General features: G+C 72.0%; 19 protein-coding genes. 5 read left to right on the plus strand and 14 right to left on the minus strand.

What is annotated here, in order from left to right; genetic code table 11:
* The first annotated feature begins 3 nt into the window (after positions 1-3).
* From secG to pgi, 4 genes are all read left to right on the plus strand, one after another.
* Entirely contained in the window at positions 4-234 is a 231-nt protein-coding gene (gene secG, locus ACFU53_RS35305) for a preprotein translocase subunit SecG (RefSeq protein ID WP_029181151.1), read from the plus strand.
* Positions 235-463: 229 nt separating this feature from the next.
* A complete protein-coding gene (locus tag ACFU53_RS35310) occupies positions 464-799 on the plus strand; it encodes an RNA polymerase-binding protein RbpA (RefSeq protein WP_082414797.1) in 336 nt (111 codons plus the stop codon).
* Between the two features lie 185 nt (positions 800-984).
* Positions 985-2,223, plus strand: coding sequence for an MFS transporter (locus ACFU53_RS35315; protein WP_384001915.1), 1,239 nt, complete (start codon positions 985-987; stop codon positions 2,221-2,223).
* Positions 2,224-2,296: 73 nt separating this feature from the next.
* A complete protein-coding gene (gene pgi, locus ACFU53_RS35320; protein ID WP_384001918.1) occupies positions 2,297-3,952 on the plus strand; it encodes a glucose-6-phosphate isomerase in 1,656 nt (551 codons plus the stop codon).
* Between the two features lie 122 nt (positions 3,953-4,074).
* Here pgi and fabG read toward each other — a convergent pair whose 3' ends face one another.
* The 14 genes from fabG to ACFU53_RS35390 form a co-directional block, all read right to left on the minus strand.
* Positions 4,075-4,794: a 3-oxoacyl-ACP reductase FabG gene (gene fabG / locus ACFU53_RS35325; protein ID WP_384001921.1), complete on the minus strand. Its 720-nt coding sequence runs from the start codon at positions 4,792-4,794 to the stop codon at positions 4,075-4,077.
* The gene (locus ACFU53_RS35330; RefSeq protein WP_384001923.1) at positions 4,791-6,392 is read right to left on the minus strand and encodes an MFS transporter; all 1,602 of its coding nucleotides are present in this window, start codon (positions 6,390-6,392) and stop codon (positions 4,791-4,793) included. Before ACFU53_RS35330 ends, fabG begins: the two co-directional genes overlap by 4 nt.
* Positions 6,389-7,981, minus strand: coding sequence for an adenylosuccinate lyase family protein (locus ACFU53_RS35335; RefSeq protein ID WP_384001926.1), 1,593 nt, complete (start codon positions 7,979-7,981; stop codon positions 6,389-6,391). The genes ACFU53_RS35330 and ACFU53_RS35335 overlap by 4 nt, the downstream gene beginning before the upstream one ends.
* Positions 7,978-10,128, minus strand: a complete 2,151-nt coding sequence (locus ACFU53_RS35340; protein ID WP_384001929.1) for an FAD/NAD(P)-binding protein — start codon at positions 10,126-10,128, stop codon at positions 7,978-7,980. Before ACFU53_RS35340 ends, ACFU53_RS35335 begins: the two co-directional genes overlap by 4 nt.
* Positions 10,125-11,045, minus strand: a complete 921-nt coding sequence (locus ACFU53_RS35345; protein WP_384001933.1) for an NAD-dependent epimerase/dehydratase family protein — start codon at positions 11,043-11,045, stop codon at positions 10,125-10,127. The genes ACFU53_RS35340 and ACFU53_RS35345 overlap by 4 nt, the downstream gene beginning before the upstream one ends.
* 3 nt (positions 11,046-11,048) lie before the next feature.
* Entirely contained in the window at positions 11,049-11,672 is a 624-nt protein-coding gene (locus ACFU53_RS35350; RefSeq protein WP_384001936.1) for a hypothetical protein, read from the minus strand.
* Positions 11,669-13,411 (minus strand): class I adenylate-forming enzyme family protein, encoded by a 1,743-nt coding sequence (locus tag ACFU53_RS35355; RefSeq protein ID WP_384001939.1) that lies wholly within the window; start codon positions 13,409-13,411, stop codon positions 11,669-11,671. Before ACFU53_RS35355 ends, ACFU53_RS35350 begins: the two co-directional genes overlap by 4 nt.
* A complete protein-coding gene (locus tag ACFU53_RS35360; protein WP_384001943.1) occupies positions 13,398-14,246 on the minus strand; it encodes a hypothetical protein in 849 nt (282 codons plus the stop codon). Before ACFU53_RS35360 ends, ACFU53_RS35355 begins: the two co-directional genes overlap by 14 nt.
* On the minus strand, positions 14,243-15,637 hold the full coding sequence (locus tag ACFU53_RS35365; RefSeq protein WP_384001946.1) for a beta-ketoacyl-[acyl-carrier-protein] synthase family protein: 1,395 nt from the start codon (positions 15,635-15,637) through the stop codon (positions 14,243-14,245). The genes ACFU53_RS35360 and ACFU53_RS35365 overlap by 4 nt, the downstream gene beginning before the upstream one ends.
* Entirely contained in the window at positions 15,627-15,944 is a 318-nt protein-coding gene (locus ACFU53_RS35370) for an acyl carrier protein (protein ID WP_384001949.1), read from the minus strand. Before ACFU53_RS35370 ends, ACFU53_RS35365 begins: the two co-directional genes overlap by 11 nt.
* Entirely contained in the window at positions 15,941-16,216 is a 276-nt protein-coding gene (locus ACFU53_RS35375) for an acyl carrier protein (RefSeq protein ID WP_384001953.1), read from the minus strand. Before ACFU53_RS35375 ends, ACFU53_RS35370 begins: the two co-directional genes overlap by 4 nt.
* Positions 16,217-16,360: 144 nt before the next feature.
* The gene (locus ACFU53_RS35380) at positions 16,361-17,773 is read right to left on the minus strand and encodes a class I adenylate-forming enzyme family protein (RefSeq protein WP_384001956.1); all 1,413 of its coding nucleotides are present in this window, start codon (positions 17,771-17,773) and stop codon (positions 16,361-16,363) included.
* Between the two features lie 6 nt (positions 17,774-17,779).
* Positions 17,780-19,009, minus strand: a complete 1,230-nt coding sequence (locus tag ACFU53_RS35385) for a 3-dehydroquinate synthase II family protein (RefSeq protein WP_384001958.1) — start codon at positions 19,007-19,009, stop codon at positions 17,780-17,782.
* A complete protein-coding gene (locus ACFU53_RS35390; RefSeq protein WP_384001960.1) occupies positions 19,006-19,839 on the minus strand; it encodes a class I fructose-bisphosphate aldolase family protein in 834 nt (277 codons plus the stop codon). Before ACFU53_RS35390 ends, ACFU53_RS35385 begins: the two co-directional genes overlap by 4 nt.
* A gap of 517 nt (positions 19,840-20,356) precedes the next feature.
* Here ACFU53_RS35390 and ACFU53_RS35395 point away from each other — a divergent pair.
* The gene (locus tag ACFU53_RS35395) at positions 20,357-21,799 is read left to right on the plus strand and encodes an MFS transporter (RefSeq protein ID WP_384001963.1); all 1,443 of its coding nucleotides are present in this window, start codon (positions 20,357-20,359) and stop codon (positions 21,797-21,799) included.
* The last annotated feature ends 91 nt before the right edge of the window (positions 21,800-21,890 follow it).

Below are 21,890 nucleotides of genomic sequence, written 5' to 3' on the forward strand. Positions count from 1 at the left end.
GTTATGGGGTTCTCGATCGCCCTGATTGTCTTCAGCCTGCTGATGATGCTGCTGGTGCTGATGCACAAGGGCAAGGGCGGCGGCCTCTCCGACATGTTCGGTGGCGGTATGCAGTCCTCCGTCGGCGGCTCCTCGGTCGCCGAGCGCAACCTCGACCGGATCACCGTCGTGGTCGGTCTGCTGTGGTTCGCGTGCATTGTCGTACTCGGCATCCTGATGAAGGTCAACAACTGACCGTCGGGCCGACACCGGCGAAACAACGCGTCACGGACGCACCAATCCGCACGTAAAGCCCCATGCTGGGTACGCGACTTCGAGCGCGGCCTATCATGGGGCTTGCGTCTGTGGGCGGGATGTAACTCCAATCACTGGACGCGCGTTGGGCCTTACGTAGACTGAGGCGCTCGCAGCGAAGCGAAACGCCGACTCGCTTCGCCGCACCATCACGCAGGGAGTTACGACCGTGGCAAGTGGCAACGCGATCCGAGGAAGCCGGGTCGGGGCGGGGCCGATGGGCGAAGCCGAGCGCGGCGAGTCCGCACCCCGGCTGCGCATCTCCTTCTGGTGCTCCAACAAACACGAGACCCAGCCGAGCTTCGCCAGCGACGCACAGGTCCCCGACACCTGGGACTGCCCGCGCTGCGGCTTCCCGGCCGGACAGGACCGGGACAACCCCCCGGACCCACCGCGCACCGAGCCCTACAAGACGCACCTCGCCTATGTGCGGGAGCGGCGCAGCGACGCGGACGGCGAGGCGATCCTCGCCGAGGCGCTCGCCAAACTGCGGGGCGAGATCTAGGAGTTGACACCGGCCGGGCACCGAGGGTGCCTGGCCGGAGGTGTTTGGGGCGAATGGCTCACGCCTCCCGCGACTCCCGTGTCCTCCCCCTGGTCAGGCTGATTGTCAGTGGGTCCCTCTACGGTTTGTGCATCGACGAATCGTGAGCGTGAGGGGGACACGTGACGGGGGCTGAGCAAGGGGCGGTGGCTCCGTACCGCGGAGCGTTCTTACGGCTGTGGACCGCGGCCGTGCTCTCCAGCTTCGGGGACGCGCTGCGTACGGCCGCGCTGCCCCTGCTCGCGGTGACGTTGACGGACGAGCCGCTTCTCGTCGCCTCGGTCGCGGCCTGCGGTTATGTGCCGTGGCTCGTCTTCGGGCTGTTCGGCGGGGCCGTCGCCGACCGGGTGGATCAGCGGCGGGCCATGTGGATGGTGGACGTGGCGCGGGGTCTGCTGGTGGCGGGCTTCGCGGTGGCCGTCGCCCTCGACCACGCCTCGATCGCCCTGCTGATCGCCCTGGCCTTCGCTCTGACCACACTCCAGACACTCTTCGACAACGCGGCCACGGCCCTGCTGCCCGCCCTGGTGAGCCGTGACGCCCTGGGCAGCGCCAACGCCCGGTTGCTGACCGGCCAACGGATCGCGGGCGGGCTGGTGGCCGCGCCGCTCGTCCCGCTGCTGCTGGCCGCCGGAGCCGCCGTCCCCTTCGCGGCGGACGCCCTGACGTATCTGGTCGCCGCCGCCCTCGTGGCCTCGCTCGGCACCGCCCCGCCCGAGCGGGAGCCCCGTCCCGCGGGCGGCACCCTGCGCGCGGAGATCGCCGCCGGGCTGCGGACGCTGTGGCGGGACAGGGCCCTGCGTGGGTTGTGCGCCGCCACCGCGCTGTGCAACGTCGGCATGGGCGCCCTCATCGCCACCCTGGTGCTGCTGGTGACCGGCCGGCTGGACGCGGGCAACGCCGGGTTCGCGGTGGCCATGACCGCGTACACGGTCGGCAGCCTCGCCGGGGGAGCGGTGAACGGACGGCTGGTGGCCCGGATCGGGCGGGTGCGTGCCGTGCTGCTGGCCGGTGGGACGCAGATCGGGGCGCTGATCGCGATGGGCTCGGTCCGCAGCCTGGCGGCGCTCGCGGTGAGTCTCGCCGTCTTCGGGGCCATGGGGATGGTGTGGAACGTCAACACCACGACCCTGATGCAGCAGCGCGCCCCCGCCGGCATGCTCGGCCGTGTCGGCTCCGCCTTCCGGACGCTCGGGGTGGCCGGAGCGCCGCCGGGTGCGCTGCTGGGTGGGGTCGTCGCCACGGTCTGGGGGCCGAACACGCCGGCGCTGCTCGCCGCCGTTTTCTTCGTCCTGTCCGTCGCCGCGCTGATACCGGCGCTCAAGTCGGACGTATCAGTTGTTGAGCCGGACGACCATGGGACGACAGCTCGTGTTCCGTCCTGATCAATTAGGTTGGAACGGCAGCGGGGCAAGGTACGCAGGCAGGACCAGGTAGGAAAGAAGGCTGAAGTCCGAGATGAACGCAGAAAGCCGTACCAGGCTCAACCAGACGCCCGAGTGGACCGCGCTGGCCGAGCACCGGGAGCAGCAGGGTGACGTCCAGCTGCGCGAGCTGTTCGCGGCCGACCCGGGGCGTGGCGCCGGGTACACGCTGGAGGTCGGCGATCTGCACGTCGACTACTCCAAGCATCTGGTCACCGACGAGACGCTGCGGTTGCTGCGCGAGCTGGCCGCCGCGACCGACGTGTTCGGGCTGCGGGACGCCATGTTCCGCGGCGAGAAGATCAACACCACCGAGGACCGCGCCGTCCTGCACACCGCGCTGCGCGCCCCGCGCGACGCGGTGATCGCGGTCGACGGCGAGAACGTGGTGCCGGGTGTGCACGCCGTTCTCGACAGGATGGGCGGCTTCGCCGAGCGCATCCGCTCCGGCGAGTGGACCGGGCACACCGGCCGACGCATCAAGAACATCGTCAACATCGGCATCGGAGGCTCCGACCTGGGCCCGGCGATGGCGTACGAGGTGCTGCGCTCCTACACCGACCGCGATCTGACCGTCCGCTTCGTGTCGAACGTGGACGGGGCCGACCTGCACGAGGCGGTACGGGACCTGGACGCGGCCGAGACGCTCTTCATCATCGCCTCGAAGACGTTCACCACGATCGAGACGATCACCAACGCCACCTCCGCGCGCGACTGGCTGCTCACCGAGCTCAAGGCCGGCTCCGATGCCGTCGCCAAGCACTTCGTGGCGCTGTCGACGAACGCCGAGAAGGTGTCGGACTTCGGCATCGACACGGTCAACATGTTCGAGTTCTGGGACTGGGTCGGCGGGCGGTACTCGTACGACTCGGCGATCGGGCTGTCGCTGATGATCGCGATCGGTCCGGACCGCTTCCGGGAGATGCTCGACGGGTTCCGGATCGTCGACGAGCACTTCCGCACGGCGCCCGCCGAGTCCAATGTGCCGCTGCTGCTGGGCCTGTTGGGGATCTGGTACGGCAACTTCCATGACGCGCAGTCGCACGCGGTGCTGCCGTACAGCCACTACCTGTCCAAGTTCACCGCCTACCTGCAGCAGTTGGACATGGAGTCCAACGGCAAGTACGTGGGCCGGGACGGGGTGCCGGTGGAGTGGCAGACCGGGCCGGTGGTGTGGGGCACGCCGGGGACGAACGGGCAGCACGCGTACTACCAGTTGATCCACCAGGGCACGAAGCTGATCCCGGCGGACTTCATCGGTTTCGCCGAGCCGGTCGCCGAGCTCAGCGCCACGCTCAAGGCCCAGCACGACCTCCTCATGGCCAACTTCTTCGCCCAGACCCAGGCGCTGGCCTTCGGCAAGTCGCCGGACGAGGTGCGGGCGGAGGGGGCGCCGGAGGAACTGGTGCCGCACAAGACGTTCAAGGGGAACCACCCGACGACCACGATCCTGGCGAAGGAGCTGACCCCGTCGGTCCTCGGCCAGCTGATCGCGCTGTACGAGCACAAGGTGTTCGTCCAGGGCGCCGTCTGGAACATCGACTCCTTCGACCAGTGGGGCGTCGAGCTGGGCAAGGTCCTCGCCAAGCGCGTCGAGCCGGCGCTGACGGAGGGAGCCGAGGTCCCGGGCCTCGACGAGTCCACGAAGGCGCTGGTCGCCAAGTACCGGGCGCTGCGCGGACGGCGGTAGCCGTACAAGGCGGGGAAGCGGGCGGCCGCGCGACGTCCACTTCCCCACCCGGTCTCGGTGCCCGGGCTGCCCAGGGGCTCGCCGGATCTCCGTAATGGCGGCACCTTGGCTCTCGCCGGACCTCAGTGCCCCAGCCCGGCGCCCCCGTCGACCGGGATCACGGCGCCGCGTACGTAACCGGCGCCGGCCAGGAAGGCCACCGCCTCGGCGACCTCCTCGGGGGTGCCCAGGCGCCCGGCGGGGGTGGTCCGCAGCAGTTCGCGCCGCTGTTCCGGCGTGAGGGCGCGGCTCATGTCGGTCTCGGTGAGGCCGGGGGCGACGACGTTGCAGGTGATGTCGCGGGGGCCGAGTTCCTGGGTCAGGGAGCGGGCGAAGCCGACGAGGCCGGCCTTCGCCGCCGCGTAGTTGGTCTGGCCGGGGGCGCCGCGCAGGGCGGCCGTGGAGGAGACCAGGACGATACGGCCGTGGCCCGCGCGGAGCATGCCGCGCACCGCGCGCTGGGCGACGCGGAAGGCCCCGGTGAGGTTGGTGTCGATGACGGAGGCGAAGTCCGCCTCGGTCATCCGCACCAGCAGCCGGTCCTGGGCGGCACCGGCGTTGGCGACCAGGACGGTGACCGGCCCGTGGGCCGACTCGGCCGCCTTGAAGGCCTGGTCGACCTGACCGCTGTCCGTCACATCGCACCGTACGGCGCGGAATCCCTCGGAGGCAGGGGGCTCGGCGCCTCGGTAGGTCACTGTGACCCGGTCCCCGGCCGCCGCGAAACGGCGGGCGATGGCGAGCCCGATGCCCCTGTTCCCGCCGGTGACGAAGACCGATCGGGCCGTCGTCATCTGTGTCATCGCGCCTGTCCTTCCGGTGCCGCGTCCGACAACCTTGCGTGCTCTCGGCGTTCGGGTGCCGCACGGTTGCGCAGGCCCACGACGGCCACCGCGCAGCCGATGAAGGCGAGGGCGGCGACGGAGAGAGTGGCGGCGTACATGGCGTCGAGGAAGGCGCGGTCGGCCGTGGTCGCCAGTTCGGGCAGGTGCAGGGAGTCGGCCAGGGAGCGGGCGCCCTCGGCGGAGGTGCGGGCCTGTTCCTCGGCGGCCGGTGACAGGCCCTGCGTGGCGCCGGGCAGTTCGGCGTCGGCCATCCGGTCCCGGTAGACGCCGGAGAGGATCGAGCCGGCCATCGCCACGCCGAGGGTGCCGCCGACCTGCCGGGTGACGCTGTTGACGGCGGAGCCGGCGCCCGCGAGCTGCGGCGGCACCCCGCGCATCATCACGGCGGTGACCGGGGTGCCGACCAGGCCCATGCCGAAGCCCTGGATCCACAGCAGTACGGCGACGACCCAGAGGGGGGTGCCCCCGTCGAGCCAGGCGTAGGCGACGTAGGTGGCGGCGGTGGCCAGGACGCCGGACGCGACCGTCCAGCGGGCCGAGAGCCGACGGCTCAGCGACGGGGAGGCCTGGCTGCCCAGGACGATGCCGACCGCGGCGGCGATCATGACGGTTCCGGCGTCGGCGGGGGAGAGGCCGCGGGGACCCTGGAGGTAGAAGGCCGCGTAGAACAGGTGGCCGGCCAAGGCCATGAAGGCGATCAGCAGAACCACGCTGCCGGCCGTGAAGCCGGGCTGCCGGAAGAGCCGCAGGTCCAGGCTGGGTGCCGCGGACCTGCGCTGACCGGCGACGAAGACGGCCAGCACGACACCGCCCAGCACCAGGGGCAACAGCACGTGCGGGCCGTACCAGGTCCGGCCGCCGCCGAGTTCGATGATGCCGTAGACCACGCCGCCCAGGCCGAGCACCGACAGGGCGAGGCCCGGCAGGTCGAGTACCCGGCGGCGGGAACCGCCCAGGTCGGGGACGACGGTCACGACCGCCAGCAGACACAGCGCGACGATCGGCACATTGACGAGGAACACCGAACCCCACCAGAAGTGGCTGAGCAGCGCTCCGCCCGCGACGGGGCCGACGGCCACCCCAAGGCCGCTCGACGAGCTCCAGATCGCGATCGCCCGGGTGCGTTTGTCCTCCGGGGTGCTCTGCACGATGACCGTCAGCGTCGCGGGCATGAGCAGGCCGCTGCCCGCGCCCATGAAGGCCCGCGCCACGATCAGCCACGCCGGGCTGTCCACGAACGCGCCCGCGCCGGAGGCCACGCCGATCAGCGCGAGCCCGGCGAGGAGGGTGTTCCGGGGGCCGAAACGGTCGGCCAGCGCGCCGCCCGCGAAGAGGGTGCAGGCGACGACCAGGGTGTAGGCGCTCGCCACCCACTCCAGTTCGCCGGGGGTCGCGCCCAGGCCCTCCACCGGGTCGGCGAGCGTGGTGACGGCGACATTGAGGATCGAGGTGTCCAGCCAGATCAGCATCTGCGCGCAGACCACGACCAGCAGGAGGGGCCAGGAGCGGGTGGGTGCGCCGGCCGGTTTCTCGGCCGTCCGGCTCACGGTGCTCACAGTGTGCCTCCGTTGGTCTGGTGACTGCGCACGGCGGCCGCGTCCACGCCACTGCCCTCGCGCCTGCGCATGGCTTCGTATCTGTTCAGAGCCCGGTCGGTCAGGGCCTCGGCCGCGCCCGTGTAGTGGGCCGGGTCGAGCAGTTCCGACAGGTGGGCGGGGGTGAACCGGGCGGACAGTTCCGGGTCGGCGGCCAGCACCTCGCGGAGGGGGCGGCCGGTGTCGGCGGCCTCGGCCGAGGCGGTGGTCAGGAGCTTCTTCGCGCCAACCTTGCCGAGCACCGGGGCCAGGGCCACGGTCAGACGTTCGGTGACGATGGCGCCGCCGGTCAGTTCGAGGTTGGCCCGCATGCGTTCCGCATGGACGATCAGGCCCTCCGCGAGCTCCACGGCGGTGTGCGCGGCCCCGCCCGCCAGCCGCAACGCCTCCCGCAGCGGCTGCCACTCGGCGTGCCACGCCCCGGCGGGCCGTTCGTCCTCGGCGAGCAGACACTGGGCCAGGACCAGCGCGTGCGCGGGGACCTGTCGCGCGGCCGACACGATCAGGGTGGCCAGCGCGGGGTTCCGCTTCTGCGGCATGGCCGAGGAGGCACCGCGCCCGACGCCCGCCGGCTCGGACAGCTCACCGATCTCGGTACGGGACAGCGTCTGCACGTCGAGCGCGAACTTCCCGAGCGCCCCGGTGACGAGCTGGAGCACGGCCCCGAGTTCGGCGACGGGGGTGCGGACGGTGTGCCAGGGGAGAGTGGGCTCGGCGAGGCCGAGGGCATCGGAGAAGGGCTTGAGCAGCTCCAGCCCGCCCTTGTCAGGGTTGCCGCTGCCGCTTCCGGCCCCGCGTCGCGCCCCTCCAGGGGCGCGGGGCTGTGACACTCGCGGCTCCGCCGCGCGGGTGCGATCAGCCCCCACCGACCCGCGGATACCCACATCCGAGGCCCTACGGTCCACCATCGCGTACTCCCGATACGCGGCCAACGTCCCACCCGCTCCCCCCAACTGGGCCGGAAGCCGCGACGCCACAGCCCGCACCCGGACCGACGCGTCGAGGACCAGCTCCAGCCACCCCGCGGCCTTCAGGCCGAAGGTCGTCGGCACGGCGTGCTGGGCCAGGGTCCGCCCGGCCAGGACGGTGCCGCGATGGGTGTCGGCCAACAAGGCGAAGGCCGCACCCACGCGGGACAGGTCGACCGCGATCAGGCCGAGCACCCGGCGGGCGATCACCATGGCCGCCGAGTCGAGGATGTCCTGGCTGGTGGACCCCCGGTGCACATACTCCGCGGCGGCCGGATCCTTCGCGGCGACGACCTCGGTGAAGGCGGTCACGAGGGCGACCACCGGGTTGGCGGCGGCCCGGGCCGCATGGGCCAGGGCGACCAGGTCGAACCGCTCCGCACGGGCCGCCGCGGCGATCGTCTCCACGGCGGCGGCAGGCGTCAGCCCGACCGCGTGCTGGGCTCGGGCCAGCGCCACCTCGGCGTCCAGCATGGCCTGCAGCCACGCCTCATCGGTCACCTCGGCCGCGACGGGCGTGCCCGCCCATGTGGGGGCGAGCAGGCCCGCGTCGGTGCCCACGGACATCGCGTTCACGCTCATCGACTCCCTGTGCCTGATGTCTGACGTGTCGTCAAGGCGACGGCGACCTCCGGGGCCTCGATTTCCGGCGCTCCGGGCACCGTGGCAGCAGCCCTCCTTGCCGGGGCCCCCGCTGCCCTGGTTCCCGGCGTTTCGGCCCCTGGTTCCTGTGGCGCCTCCGCCCCCGTCGGCCCCGTCGGCCCCGTCGGCCCCGTCGGCCCCAGCCCCAGCGCCGCCCGTGCGATCGCGTCCGAGTCCTCCAGCGTCACCGAGCCGACCCCGGGCCTGATGCCGACGGCCGTCACCCAGCGCACGCCCTCCACCGGCACACCGAAGGCGAACCGGCGTGGGTGCGGGCGGCCCGCCGCGTCCACCAGCCGGGGCGGGCTGTCGGTCACCGCCAGTCCGCCCGGCTCGTGACCCGAATCGTCCCCCAGCCGGTACGGTCCGCACGAGCCGGCCGCGAACAGCCCCCGTAGCAGGGGATTCGTGCTCCGCCGCAGATCAACGGCGGGCAGCCGTGCCTCGATCAGGGCCTCGATGCGGACCGGGGGTTCGTCCACCAGCTCCGCGTCCACGAGGAAACCGCCCGTGCCCTCGCGGCCGCCTTCGCCGGCCTCACCGCCGTGGCCGTGGCGGTCCACCCAGGCCCGTATCCGCATCCCCGGGCCGACCACGTGCAGTACGTCCGCCTCGATCAGGGCGATCAGCTGCTCGATGCGGAAGGCGGGCGGGCCGATCGAGGTGAAGGCGTTCAACGGGGTGTACCAGCCGTCGAGTTCGGTGCGGTACGACTCGCCGGAGACTCCGCCGTGGTCGACGACGAGCCGGATCTCGTTGCGCAGGTCCCGCAGGGCGTCCAGCGCGGCCTTCAGCGGTCCGTTCACATTGCCGAGGCGGGCCTCGGCGACATCCCGGCGCAGATACTCCAGCAGCCAGTGCCGGAAGTCGGCTCGGCCGGTGAACATCCGCTCGCCGTAGGGGCGTTCGATCCGCCTCCAGTCCCATCGCTCGCCGGGTGGCACGGCGTGGCGATCGAGCAGGGCCGCCTCCCCGCACTCACCGGAAAGGCGCGACCGTACGAACTTTTCGGCCGCCTCCGGTCCTTGGGCGGCGCGGATCCACGCCTCGTAGTAGACGGTCCGCACCTCGCGGTCGATGAGCGGCCAGAGGTCGTGGCGGAAGCCGACGGGGTGCCCGTCGGCCGCGCGGCGCCGTAGTTCCGCGATGACGTCCGGGGTCAGGAAGCGCGGCTCGTGGCGGCCGAGCGCGCCCTTCTCGTTCTCGCCTCGGGCGTGGTACGGGACGCCGCGCCGCGAACCGGCGTACAGCACGGGCTCGTTGCCGCTCGGGAGGTAGACGAGACCGGACTCATGCTCCTTGAACGTGCCGCCGCGGCCCTCGGTGAAGAGGGCCAGGCAGTCGAAGAAGTTCAGGCCGAGTCCGCGCAGGGCGACCGGTGTGCCCGGCGCGATGCCGCTCAGGTCGGCGTCGGCCGGGTTGGCGGGGGCCACGTAGGTGAGGCCGTGGCGGTCGGCGAAGGAGCGCAGCGCGCGTTCCTCCGGCGACGGGGTCAGATCGCCGTGGCCGAGGGCCAGCACCACCGCGTCCAACCCGGCCAGCCGGTCGCCGTTCTCCAGGGTCACCGTCTGCGGTCGGCCCGAGGTGTGGTCCCCTGTGGGGGCGTCGTCCAGCGCGACCGCCGTCGTCCGGTGCATGTGGACCGTCACGTGGGCGGGGGCCGTGCGTAAGAGGTGCCGGAAGACCCACTCCAGGTAGTGGCCGTGGAACGCGCGGCTCGGATAGGTGTCGGGGCCGAGTCGTCGCGCCTCGTCCGCGGCCCGCGCGGGAAGGTCCTGGTCGATGACCCGGTCGCGGATCGCGCACGCCCACTCGTACAGGCTGGGTCCCGGCACCGACGGTCCCGCGCAGTCGACGCTGTCGTCGGTGAACAGGGTCACCTGGGAGGCGACCGTGTTCATCAGCAGCTCGCCCGGCTGGTCCGTGCGCCAGACCGCGCCCGCGCCCGGCGGGTACGGATCGACGAGGTGGACCTCGACCGGCCGCACGATCCCACCGGCGTTGGCGCAGATCCGCTCCAGCGCGGAGAGGCCGCGCGGACCGGCGCCGACCACACAGACGGCGAGGGCGTCATCGGCACGGGTCATTCCTGGCCCAGCCCGTCGCGCCAGCTCGGTCTCGTCGGCTTCCAGCCCAGTGCCGTACGGGCCCGGTCGTTGGCGGCACCGTGCGCGGAGGTGAGCTGATGGGCCATGAACCAGCCGAGGAGCCGGGGCGCGAGGGCCGCGGGGACCGTACGCGGGGAGGGGGCGGCGAGCATCCGGGCCAGGTGCGGCAGCCACTGCGCTGCGGGGGCCGGATCGTCGTCCGTCACATGGAACACCCCGGTGGCGTCGGACTCGACGCCCGCCACGGCCGCCCCCACGGCGTCCTCGACGTGCAGGAACGACATGATCCCGGCCCCGCCGCCGGGCAGCGGGAGCCGTCCGGCCAGGACGGACCGGGCGGTTCCGCCGGTGCGGGCGTACGCGGTGCGGGGGCCGTACAGCGTGCCGTAGCGCAGGACCACGCCCTCGATCCCGCTGCCTGTCACCTGCCGTTCCAGCTCGGCGACGGCCCGTACGGTCGAGGCCCAGCCGGGGTCGGGGGCGTCCACGTACAGGGGCGCGTCCTCGTCGAGGACCGGGTCGCCGGCCGGGGCTGCGGCGAAGGCGATGGACTGGGCGACCAGCCGGCGCGCACCGGCCGCGCGGGCGGCCTCGATCAGGTGGGCTGTGCCCTCGGTGCGCAGCCGCGCGGTGAGGGCGAAGGCTCCCGGCGGGTCGTCGCGCAGCAGCCGCAGGGCCGACATCTGGTGGACGACGACCTCGGGCCGGGCGTCCGTCACCGCCGACAGCACGGCGTCACGGTCGAGGGCGTCGGCGACCACGACCTCGTCCGCCTCGGGGGCCCGGCCCCGGGAGCCCCGCCGTACCAACGCGCTGACCTGGTGGCCCCGCGCCCGCAGCGCGCCCACCAGCGGATATCCGACCACGCCGGTGGCTCCGGCGACAAGTACGCGCACGCCTCAGCCCTCCCCGCCCGCGGAGACCGGAGCGACGGGGGTACCGCTGGGCGGGCCGGCAGGGGCGGTGACGGGCGTGCCGCCGGGGGCGGTGACAGGCGTGGCGACCCGCATCAGCAGGCGGCACGCCTTGTCGCCGTCGCGCAGACAACTCTCGGCCCTGTTCTCCGTGAGGGCCACGCCGAGGCCCTCGGACCAGCCGGCGTGGATGGCGGTGCACGGACAGCGGTAGCCCTCCAGCGAACCGGCCATCCGGACCATGGTGATCGCGAAGTTCCGCTTCAGCGTCAGCACGATCCTGTCGTCGTCCTCGACCTCGGTGGAGGCGTTGCGCAGCTCCGGCGGGAACATCCGATCGCCGCAGTCGTCGTAGCGGCGGCGCAGCTCCTCGAGGTCCTTGCGGCTGTCGCCGGTGTCCGGGAGCGGCCCGTACAGCCGGGCGACACGCTGCCCGACGTGCAGGGCGACCTTCCTCAGCGCCTCCGCGTTGATCTCGTTCGCGGCCTCCTGCCCGAACCGCGCGGCCACCCCCTGGTACCAGTGGGCGTCGTGCTGCCACCACAGCCGGTACGCCTCACTCGCCCGGGCGCGGTGATTGACGCCGTCGGCGTCGGTGTTCGTGCTCATGCGTGCTGCTCCTTGGCGGCGAACCGGTCGCGCATCACTCGTTTGAGAACCTTGCCGGTGGCGCCCTTGGCCACGTCGTCGGGCTTCATCCGCAGGGCCCGGGTCACCGGCGGGAACCCGGCGGCCGTCAGCACGGCGTTGACGCGCCCGGTCCACTCCTCGGCACCCTCACCGCTGTCCTCGGCTCCGTTCCCGACCCCGTTCCCGGCTCCGCTCTCGTCCGCGAGCTGCAGCAGCGCGTACGCCTCGGCCTCGCCGTCGCCGTCCCAGTCCGCGCGTACGCCGTCGGGGGCGATCCCGACCACCGTGCAGTCGGAGAGCTGCGGCAGCTCGGCCAGAAGCAGTTCCTCGGTGCGGGTGCTGAAGACGATGCCGGCGCGGGTGCGGACGGCGTCCGGGACCCGGTCGAGGTGGTAGAAGTTGCCCTCCTCGTCCTGGTGGGCGAGGTCGCCGGTGAGCCAGTACCCACCGAGCCGCATCCGGTTCCAGGTCAGGGAGTCGTTCCAGTAACCGGGCGTGAGCGTGGGCGACTTGAGGCCCAGGCGGCCGATCTGCCCGGGCGGCAGCGGGGTGCCGTCCTCGGCGAGCACCGCGGCCTCGGCGAAACTGATCGGTTTGCCGACGCGGCGGGAGTAGGCCGAGGTGTCCTTGGTGTGCCGGTTGTGGAAGACCGAGTAGCCGGCCTCCGACGAACCGAGCCCGTCCACGAAGACCGAGCCGTCGACCCTGACGCGGCTCAGGTCGCGCCGGATCTCGAGGCGGCTGCCGTGCTGGACGAGCGCCCGGATGTGCGCCTCGTGCGCCGCGTCCCCGGTGTTGAACCACACCTGCACGCTGGAGAGATCACGCACCGTCAGGTCCTCCGCCGCCATCTCGCCGAAGGTCCCGGCGAAGGCCAGCACGGTCGTCGGCCGGAACTCCTCGACGGCGTCCAGCACGGCCGTGCCGCGCTGGCTGGAGAGCAGCTTGATGTCCGTGCGCAGCAGCAGGCAGTACAGCAGCGTCGCCACCATGGCGTTGTGCGCGCCGGGCAGTCCCACCAGCGTGCGCTCCATGTCGGCGCCGGTGGAGAAACGCAGCCGGTGCAACTGGGCGTACATCAACGTCCGGTGCGTGTGCGGCACACCCTTGGGCAGGCCGGTCGTCCCGGACGAGTGGGAGATGAGCACGGGGTCGGTCGGGTCGTGCCGGTACGGGTACGACGACGGAAGCGAAGCGCGGTGCTCCGGCCGGATGTCGCAGGCGGTCACATGGAAGCCGAGGCCGCCCCCGGAGCCCCCGCCGCCCCCGGAGCCCCCTGCGCCACCTTCTTCCCCGGCCAGCACCTCGCGATGCGCCTCGTCCGTGAAGGCGCCCGCCGCGCCCTGCCGGCGGACGTACTCCCGGGCGATCTCCGGGGACAGATTGCCGTTGACGAATGACGGGACGGCGCCTAGTGACGTCAGCGCCAGGAAGTTCACCGCGAACTCGGTGGCCGAGTGGGAGTGGACGGCCACCGGGTCGCGGGGCCGCACGCCCCGGGCCGCGTACCAGCCCGCGTACGTCTCGACCACCTCGTACAACTGCCCGAGCGTCAGCACCTCGGGGCGGCTGCCGTCGGGTGCCCGCCAGGTGCCATCGGTCCGCAACACCAGCTCGTCGAGCGGGCGTTCGTATGATCGCAGCCGCTGCAAAACGTTGCCGGCTCCGAGTTCGGTGTCGGAGCAGATCCGCGCCCGCTCCTGCCTACTGATGAGCATGGGTCTCCGTCTCGTTTCTTTCCGGGAGCCGTTCGGCGTCGAGGAGGAACGCGGGCGCCCGGGGTTCGGTGACCAGGACCTGGGAGCCGCCGTCCCGCACGAGCCGCCGGTGGGCGGCGGCCAGGTCGAACAGTCCCTGGACGCTGCCGGGGTGCGAGGAGGCCGCCGACTGTTCGCCGTCGTACGTCTCCGTCGACCGGATGGTCACGGGCGCGCCGGTGCCGGGGCGGGCGAGGAGTACCGCCACCGCCAGGGCGGCGGATTCGGGGAGGTCAGGGACCGGGCGGCCGCTGTCGGCGGAGAGTTCCCGGTGCACGGCGGCCAGCCGTTCGCCGCCGCCCAGTTCCACGCCCATCACCAGGACCTGTTCCAGCTCCGGGTCCTCCAGGAGGAGGTCCGCCATGGCGAGCAGTTCGGTCACGGGGTCGTCGAGGGTGGAAAGGCTGAACATCTGCCCGGTGATCCCGAACTCCCGGCTGATGTGCCCCAGCACGGAGTTGGCGGTGGCCTGCATGAACAGCAGCGGGTTGTGGACCCGGCCCGAGACCACCCGCCGGCTCGCCAGATCGGCCGTCGTGGTGTCGCCCATCAGGCTCGCCAGCGCGACAGCCGTACGGGAGCCGTCCCCGGGCCGCTCGGTCAGACACCGCGCGGCGACCTCGTACGCCAGCGGACTGAACGCCGACTCCACGAACCCGGGCAGGCGCGGCAACGGGATGTCGCCGTCCCGCCTGGTGCCGTGGGTCGCCGTGGCGGTGGTGAGGACGCCGAGGGGCGAACGGAGGGGCGCCTTCTCGGCCGGCGCGGCTTTCCTACTTCTGTCCGTCGTTGTCACGGCCGCTCCAGGAGGAGTGCGGTGTTGGCGCCCCCGAAGGCGGCGTTGATGGTGAGGGCCCGGCGGAGGTCGGTGTGCCGGGGCTGGTTCGGCACGTAGTCCAGGTCGCACTCCGGGTCCGCCTGTGTGAACCCGGCGGTCGGCGGCAGTACGCCGTCCATGAGGGCCAGCATCGTGATCACGAACTCCACGACACCGGCCGCCTCCAGCAGATGGCCGGTGGTGCTCTTGGTGGAGCTGACCGGGATCGACTCGGCCCGCTCCGGGATGGCGGCGCGCAGCCCCCGGGTCTCGGCACCGTCGTTGTACTTGGTCCCGGTGCCATGGGCGTTGACATAGCCGAGGCTCGACCCGTCGGGGTCCCCGGCCAGCCGCAGCGCCTGCCGGGCCGCGCGGGCCAGGCCGACGCCCTCCGGGTGTGGCTGGGCGATGTGGTGGGCGTCGGTGGCCGCGCCCCAGCCGACCACGCCCGCCAGCGGCCGGGCCCCGCGCCGCCGCGCGTGCTCGGTGGACTCCAGTACGACGGCCGCGACCCCGTCGCCGAGCAGCAGCCCACTGCGGTCGGCGCTGAAGGGGCGCACCATGCCGTCGCGGGACAACGCCCGCCCCGAGTCGAACTTCCCGAACGTCTCCTCCTCCACGAGGTAGCCACCGGCACACACCGCCACGTCGATCCGGCCGGACGAGATCAGCCGACAGGCATGGATGATCGCGGCGGCGGAGGCGACACAGGCGTTGGTGAACGTGAGCCGGGGCCCGGTCAGCCCGAGGCCCCCGGCCAGCGACTCGGCGAGCCGGGCGGGGACGGCGTCGGCGAGGCGAGCCGCTGCCGCGATGGCCGGGGTGGTGGGGAGGCCGTGCCCGAGACCGACTTCGGTGAGTGGCCCCCCGGCTCGAACGAGCCGCGCCGCCTCGACGGCCCGGTCGCCGCGGAGCGCATGCCCCGGATCGGCTTCGGCGAGCCCTCGGGCCCGGTCCGTGCCCCGGTCCGCGTCGGCGCCACCACTCCCGTCGGCGCCACTGCTCCCGTCGGTGCCACCGCTCCCGTCGGCCTCCGGCATCGCCGCCGCGTCCCGCCAGTACCGCGTGATGCTCGTGCAGTCACCCGCGATGCCCAGCAGGACCGCAGCCTCGGTGCCCCGGGGCAGGCCCGCCATGTCGAGGGCTTCCGTGCCACACCGGGCGAGGGCGTGGCGCAGGGCCCAGTCCTCGACCGCGTCGGCGCCGTCGGGGGCGGCGCCGGCCATCGGCGTACGGTACGGGCCGGTGTCGAACCGGGTCGTGGGGACGAAGGAGGGCACGCCGGCGAAGACACCGCGCCGGAGGGCGTCCGCGCCCGTGCCGAAAGCGGTGCGTACGCCGAAGCCGGTCACCGTCACGTCACCGGTCAACGCGGCCACCCCCGTCGACCGCGCCCGCCTCGGCGGCGCTGAGGAACTCGGTGAGCCGTCGGAGCGAGGTCAGGTTCGCGATGTCCTCGTCGCCGGGCTCCACGACCAGGCCGTACCGCTCCTCCACCACATGCAGCAGCCACACCAACCCGAGGGAGTCCAGGACCAGTTCGGCGTCGTCGCCGAGGTCGTCCGGGACACCGGGGAAGATCTTGCGGTCGGACAGCAGTTTCCGGACGGTGTCGGTGGTGATGGCGGACGCTGCGGAGGCTTCCGTGACGGACGACGTGGAGGCTTCCGCGCTCATGCCTTCGCCCCGCGCCCGACGACCTCGGCGACGAGCCCGCCGAGGGTCAGGGAGGCCAGGGGCTCGATGTCGGTGTCCGGGATCTCCACGCCGAACCGCGACTCCAGCCGCAGCGTGAGCTCGATCAGACTCAGGGAGTCCAGCTCGAGCCCGCCGACGGTCACCGGGCTCTCGTCCGTGATGCCGTCACGGCTCAGCAGGATGTTCATCTCGTCGATGACGGTGGTCAGGACGAACTCACGGATCTCGGTGTCCAATGTTGATGTGCTCATGATTAGTAGCTCCAGTGAAAGATCCAGTGCAAGATGTCCGCGCCCGAACGGGCGCGGGGAACTGCGCGACAAGCCACGAACGACCCGCGGACGACCGTCCGACAGGACCCCGGTTCACCCAGCGGCGCGACCCCGGCGGCGCTACTACCCGGCGCAGCGCTCGCGCAGCGTGGCCGCCTGGCGGACCAGCTTCCCGTTGGAGGTGCGGGGCAGGGCCTCCAGCAGCCGGATCACGCGGGGCACCTTGTAGTCGGCCAGCCGCTCCCGGCACCAGCGCAGCAGCTCCTCCGCCGAGGGGCTCTCGGCCCCGGCGGCGACCGCCACGTACGCCTCGGTCACGTCCTCGTGGACCAGGACCGCCTGTTCGACGGCCGGGTGCGCGCGGAGCACGTGCTCGACCTCGGTGAGGTCGACCTTGAGGCCGCCGATGACGACGAGGGAGTCGGCGCGACCGCCCACGGTGACCGTTCCATCGGCGCCGACCGTGGCCCGGTCGCGGGTGTGGAGCCAGCCGTCCGTGTACTGCGTGCCGCCCGAGTCGAAGAGATACGGCGACTCGGCGAGCGCGACGTCCAGTTCGCCCCTGTGCGCCCGGACCACCACGCCCGGCGCGGGACGCCCGACCGAAGGCCGGAGCGTGCCGCCGACGTCGATGGCGGCGATGCCGGTCTCGGTGGTGCCGTAGGCCTCGCCGACCGCGACGCCGTACCGTGCGGCGAACCGCGCGGCGACCTCCGGGGGCATCAGCTCGCCGCCGGAGACGGCGGTCCGCAGCTCGGGCAGCTCGGGGGGATCGAGGGCGGCGGCGAGCAGCTCGTAGTGCATCGGCACCCCGAACAGGGTGGTGATCCGGTGGTCGGCCGAGGTCCGCAGGATGTCGCGGGCCGAGACTCGGGGCGCGAAGACGACGGAGACACCGGCCGCCAGCGAGTGCAGCAGCCCACCGAGCAGTCCGAAGCTGTGCGCCGTCGAGCTGAGCAGCAGGAGCCGGTCGCCCTCGCCCGGCATGCCGGGGACGGCGGCGAACGACTCGACCTCGGCGGCGATCGACCCGGCGGTCCTGCCGATCACCTTCGGCCGCCCGGTGGAGCCCGAACTGAACTGGACAAGCCGGTGCCCACCCGTGGCCGGCCGCCCCGCGCGGCGGCATTCGGTGGCGACCTCGTACTCGGGCCGGAAGCCGAACGCCGCCCGGACGTTGGAGCCGGCCCGGACCATGAACTGCGGCCGACAGGTCGCGCAGAGCGCGTCCACCTCGGCGGGTTTCAGCCGGAAGTCGAAGAGCATCACCTGCGCGCCCAGCCGCCACAGCGCGAGCAGCACCTCGACCTGGGTGAAACTGGGCGGCGTCTGAAGCCCCACGGTGGAGCCGGGCCCGATGTCGTAACCGGCGAACACGGCGGCCTGCTTGGCCACCCGCTCCCGTAACTCGCCTCGGCTGACGGTGTCCTGTCGCTGCGTCAGATAGGGCAGGCCGTCGTCCCGCGCGTCGAACAGCCGCTGGACCAGGACGCCCATCCCGTCCTCGCCGGCCGCGGCCGCCACGAGTTCGCCCATGAGGCCTCAGACCTCCTTGCAGAACTCGCCGATGGGCAGGCCCACATGGCGCTTGTCCTGGGCCAGATAGCCGAGCAGCTCGTCGCCGGTCCGCAGCTCGGTGACATTGAGGACCTTGCCGCCCGGCCCGAGCACCCGGACATGCCAGTCGTCCTGCACGGTCAGGCTGACCAGCCGCCCGTCCTCCGCGTGCGTACGGATCTCCAGGAGCGGCCGGGACTCCAGCTTGGCCCGCCCGACCACCACCCGCCGGGTGCGGCCGTCGGCGCCGACCGCCAGCAGGGCGCTGCCGGAACCGACCTCGCTGAGGTAGTTGGTGCGGTTGTCGGGGCCCAGCGTGTACGAGTGCAGGGCACCGGCGTTGACCCGGAACGGCCTGGTCGGCATGTACGGCAGCGGGTGCGTCTCACTGCAGCAGAGCACGAATCCGGACGAGTACGAGCCGACGAGGATGCCCTCGTCCTCCTCGAAGTGCGAGCAGGTGTCCACACAGACCCGGTCGCCGAGCCCGACGTGCCGGATGCTCTCCACCGTCAGCGTGGACAGCTCCAGCTGCGGGGTCGTCGCCTCCAGCAACCGGGCCAGCGCGAACACGTCGTCGGCGCTGCGCGGCGTGAACAGGATGCCGTCCGAACCGCGTTCGAGGACGTCGAAGACGATGGCCGCCTCCTCCAGGTCCCCGACGACCGTCACCAGCTTCCCCTCGGCCGACTCGGCCGCCGCGAGCACGATCTCCAGCGGGATCTTCGTCGGATCGGCGAAGTGGATCACCGTGTACGGCAGCGCCATCGCGCCCACGCACGACAGCTGGAGGGTGCGGTCGTCCCGTACGTCGATGAAGCCGGCGACGGGGATGCCGGTGACCGGCGTACCCGTGACGGGCGCACGGGTGGCGGCCCGGTTCTCCCCGGCGAGGGCGTCCAGCTCGTCCTGGGTGGTGAACTTCCGCAGCAGGACGTCGATTCCGGCGTCCGCGGGGGCCCTGCCCTCGGGTTTGGCGTCGGCCGCGGCCTTTGCTTCCTTGTCACCCTTGTCGCCCTTGTCGGCGGGCTTCTTCGCGGGTGCCGCGGCGGGGGCTCCGGAGACCAGCACCCGGGTCACCGTCGGCGGCAGCGTCCCGAGCAACTCGGCGTCGGCGGAGACCACCCCGGCCATCCGGGCGTGGACGGCCGCGTCCACCACCGCCTGGAGCTGCGGACGGGGGACTTCACGGAGATCGATCCACGCGAACCTCATGCGACACCTGCCACGATCGTCGAGTAATGGGTATGTGTAGTCATGCTCATGTCATCGGCGAGCCCGTCGCCGCCGGGACCGTGCACCACCGCGGCCAGCCGGGACACCAGGGAGGCGGGGGAGGGGGAGGAGAAGATCCGGCGGCCGACGGCGAGCCCCCGACAGCCGGCGGCCATCACGGCGGTGCCGTACTCGATGAGGTCGGAGCCGTCCGGTGGGCCGCCGGCCGCGAGGACGGGGATCGGGCTGTGGGCCACCACCTCGGCCATCCGGTCGAGCGGCAGGGCGACGGTGGTCTTCACCATGTCGGCGCCCAGGTCGGCGGCTACGTTCACGATGTGCGCGAGGAGGACGGGATCGTGCGGGTTCTCGATCCGGGGGCCGCGCGGATAGACCATCGCGATCAGCGGCATGCCCCAGGTGTCACAGGAACGGGCCACCGCGCCCAGGTCGGCGAGTTGCCGGCCCTCGGTGTCCGAGCCGATGTTCACATGGACGCTGACCGCGTCCGCGCCGAGCGCCACCGCCTCCTCGACATCGCCGACCAGTACCTTGGCGTCGACATCGGCGGAACAGGCCGTACTGGCGCTCAGATGCACCACCAGCGCGCAGTTCCTGAGGATGTCCGGGGCAAGCGTGCGGGCCCGCCCCTTGTGGACGATGATCCCGTCGGCCCCGCCGGCCACCAGTTCCCTCAACAGGCCTTCCCACTGACCCGGAGGGGCGACCGGACCGTCCGAAACGCTGTGGTCGAGCGGTATGAGCAAATGCCGGTCGTCACCGGCCAGCGAAAGTCTTCTCCAACGTAATGGCTTGCCAGTTTTCAGCATGGGTAATGCGCCTTCCCGGCTCTGAGCCGCATTTCAGAAAAGTCGAACCGCGGCAACCCGATGCGGTCTCCATGTCCGAAAAACGATGGTCGTAGAACTTTCAAGTTCTGCCGGACGTCAGCATTCCGTGCGTGATCGGGGGTTGGCAAGGCGTGACCATCGGCAAATTTTTATGCGGACAAACACATGAATATTGACAGCGACTTGACAGGATCCCTTGGGTTGACGGCGTCCGAGGGTGGTGTTCGTGGCATATTCTGACGACCTGTCCCTACGCATAGCGGGTGCATAGCGGGATCACCTGCTTTAAATGTCGTTGTCGCGTGTAATCGACGCTTAATCTTCCGTCGAAATCATTCGACGAAGTCTCCGGACGGTCTTTTCCGGGACTTCCTTGTGGGAATCGAATTTCCCCGCCTAGGGTGACAGCCGCACTCCGGTTCGTGTTTCATGCGTGGCCGTCCCCCATCTGGGCCCGGACCATTCGTGTCCGGGCGTACCGGAAGCGAGTCCCCCCATGCCCGAATCCCCGCCCGAGACCGTCGCCGAGGCCGTGGGCCCCAGACCGGTCGCGTCACCGTCCTCACCGTCCTCGTCGCAGGCCGAGTCGAGCAAGGCGCCCAAGGTCGCCGCCGCGAGCCTCATCGGCACGACGATCGAGTACTACGACTTCGCCGTCTACGGCACGGCCTCCGCGCTCGTCCTCGGCCCTGCCTTCTTCCCCTCCGGCAACGCCACCGTCTCCTCCCTCGCCGCGTTCCTCACCTTCGCCGCGGCCTTCCTGTCCCGTCCCCTGGGCGTCGTGCTCTTCGGCACGATCGGCGACCGGCTGGGCCGTCGGCAGGCTCTGGTCGCGTCGCTGTTACTGATGGGCATCGCGACGGTCGGCGTCGGCCTGCTCCCGACCTACGAGACCGCCGGACTCCTCGCCCCCGTCCTGCTGGTGACCCTCCGTCTGCTGCAAGGCGTCAGCATGGGCGGCGAGTGGGGCGGCGCGGTCCTGCTGGCCGCCGAGCACGCCCCGCCCGGCCGCCGTGCGCTGTACGCCGCCGTCCCGAACGTAGGCCCTTCCCTCGGCTTCCTGCTCTCCAGCGCCGTCATCCTCCCCACCCTCAACATCGTGGGCCGAGACGGCTTCACCGACTGGGCCTGGCGTGTGCCATTCCTGCTCAGCAGCGTGCTGGTGGTGGTCGGGCTGTGGGTGCGGACGACGGTGTCGGAGTCGCCGGTGTTCAAGGCGGAGCTCCTCCGTGCGGCAACGGAGTCGGGCGCCGGTGCCGGTGCCGGTGCGGGCTCGGGGCCCGGCGCGGGCTCGAACTCGGTTGCGTCTCCGGCGAGTTCGGCGTCCCGCTTCCCGCTGCGAACGCTCATCGCGCGGCACCCCGGCCGGCTGCTGCTCGGCACGGGCGCGGCGATCGGCGGCTCGGCCGTGTACTACCTGACGATCGTCTACAGCCTGTCCTACGGGCCGAAGACGCTCGGTATCCCACAGAACACGATGCTCACCGCCGCGAGCATCGGGGCGGCGGCCGGGATCGCGATCACCCTGCCCGTCGCCCGGCTCGCCGACCGGATCGGGCGTCGGCCGATCATGCTGACGGGCGCGGCCGGCTGCGTCGTGTGGGCCGTCCCCATGTACGCGTCCCTCAGCTCGGGCAACGCGCTCGTCATCACCGGCGCGTACACCGTGGGGCTCATGCTGCTCGCCCTGATGTTCTCCCCGGTGGCGGCGTTCCTCGCGGAGCTGTTCCCGGCGAGGTTGCGGTACACGGGGGCTTCGGCGGCGTTCATCCTGGCCAACACGCTGGGCGGCGGCTTCGCTCCGCTTGTGGCGACGTGGCTGAACAGCCAGTGGTCGTCGCCGCTGGTTCTCGGCTTCTACACGGGTGGGTTGTGCCTGGTGAGCCTGCTGTGCCTGTTGGCGCTGCCGGAAACCCGAGAGGACGACTTCGCGGCCTGAGGAGTTTCGCCCCCGTCACCCCTACCCTTCCCGTCCCCAGGGGCTGTGCCCCTTCGACCCCCTTGGGCGGCTGACGGCTCGGGGGTTCGGG

It is taken from the genome of Streptomyces sp. NPDC057474 (genome assembly GCF_042802555.1).
In the GTDB taxonomy this organism is placed as follows: Bacteria; Actinomycetota; Actinomycetes; order Streptomycetales; family Streptomycetaceae; genus Streptomyces.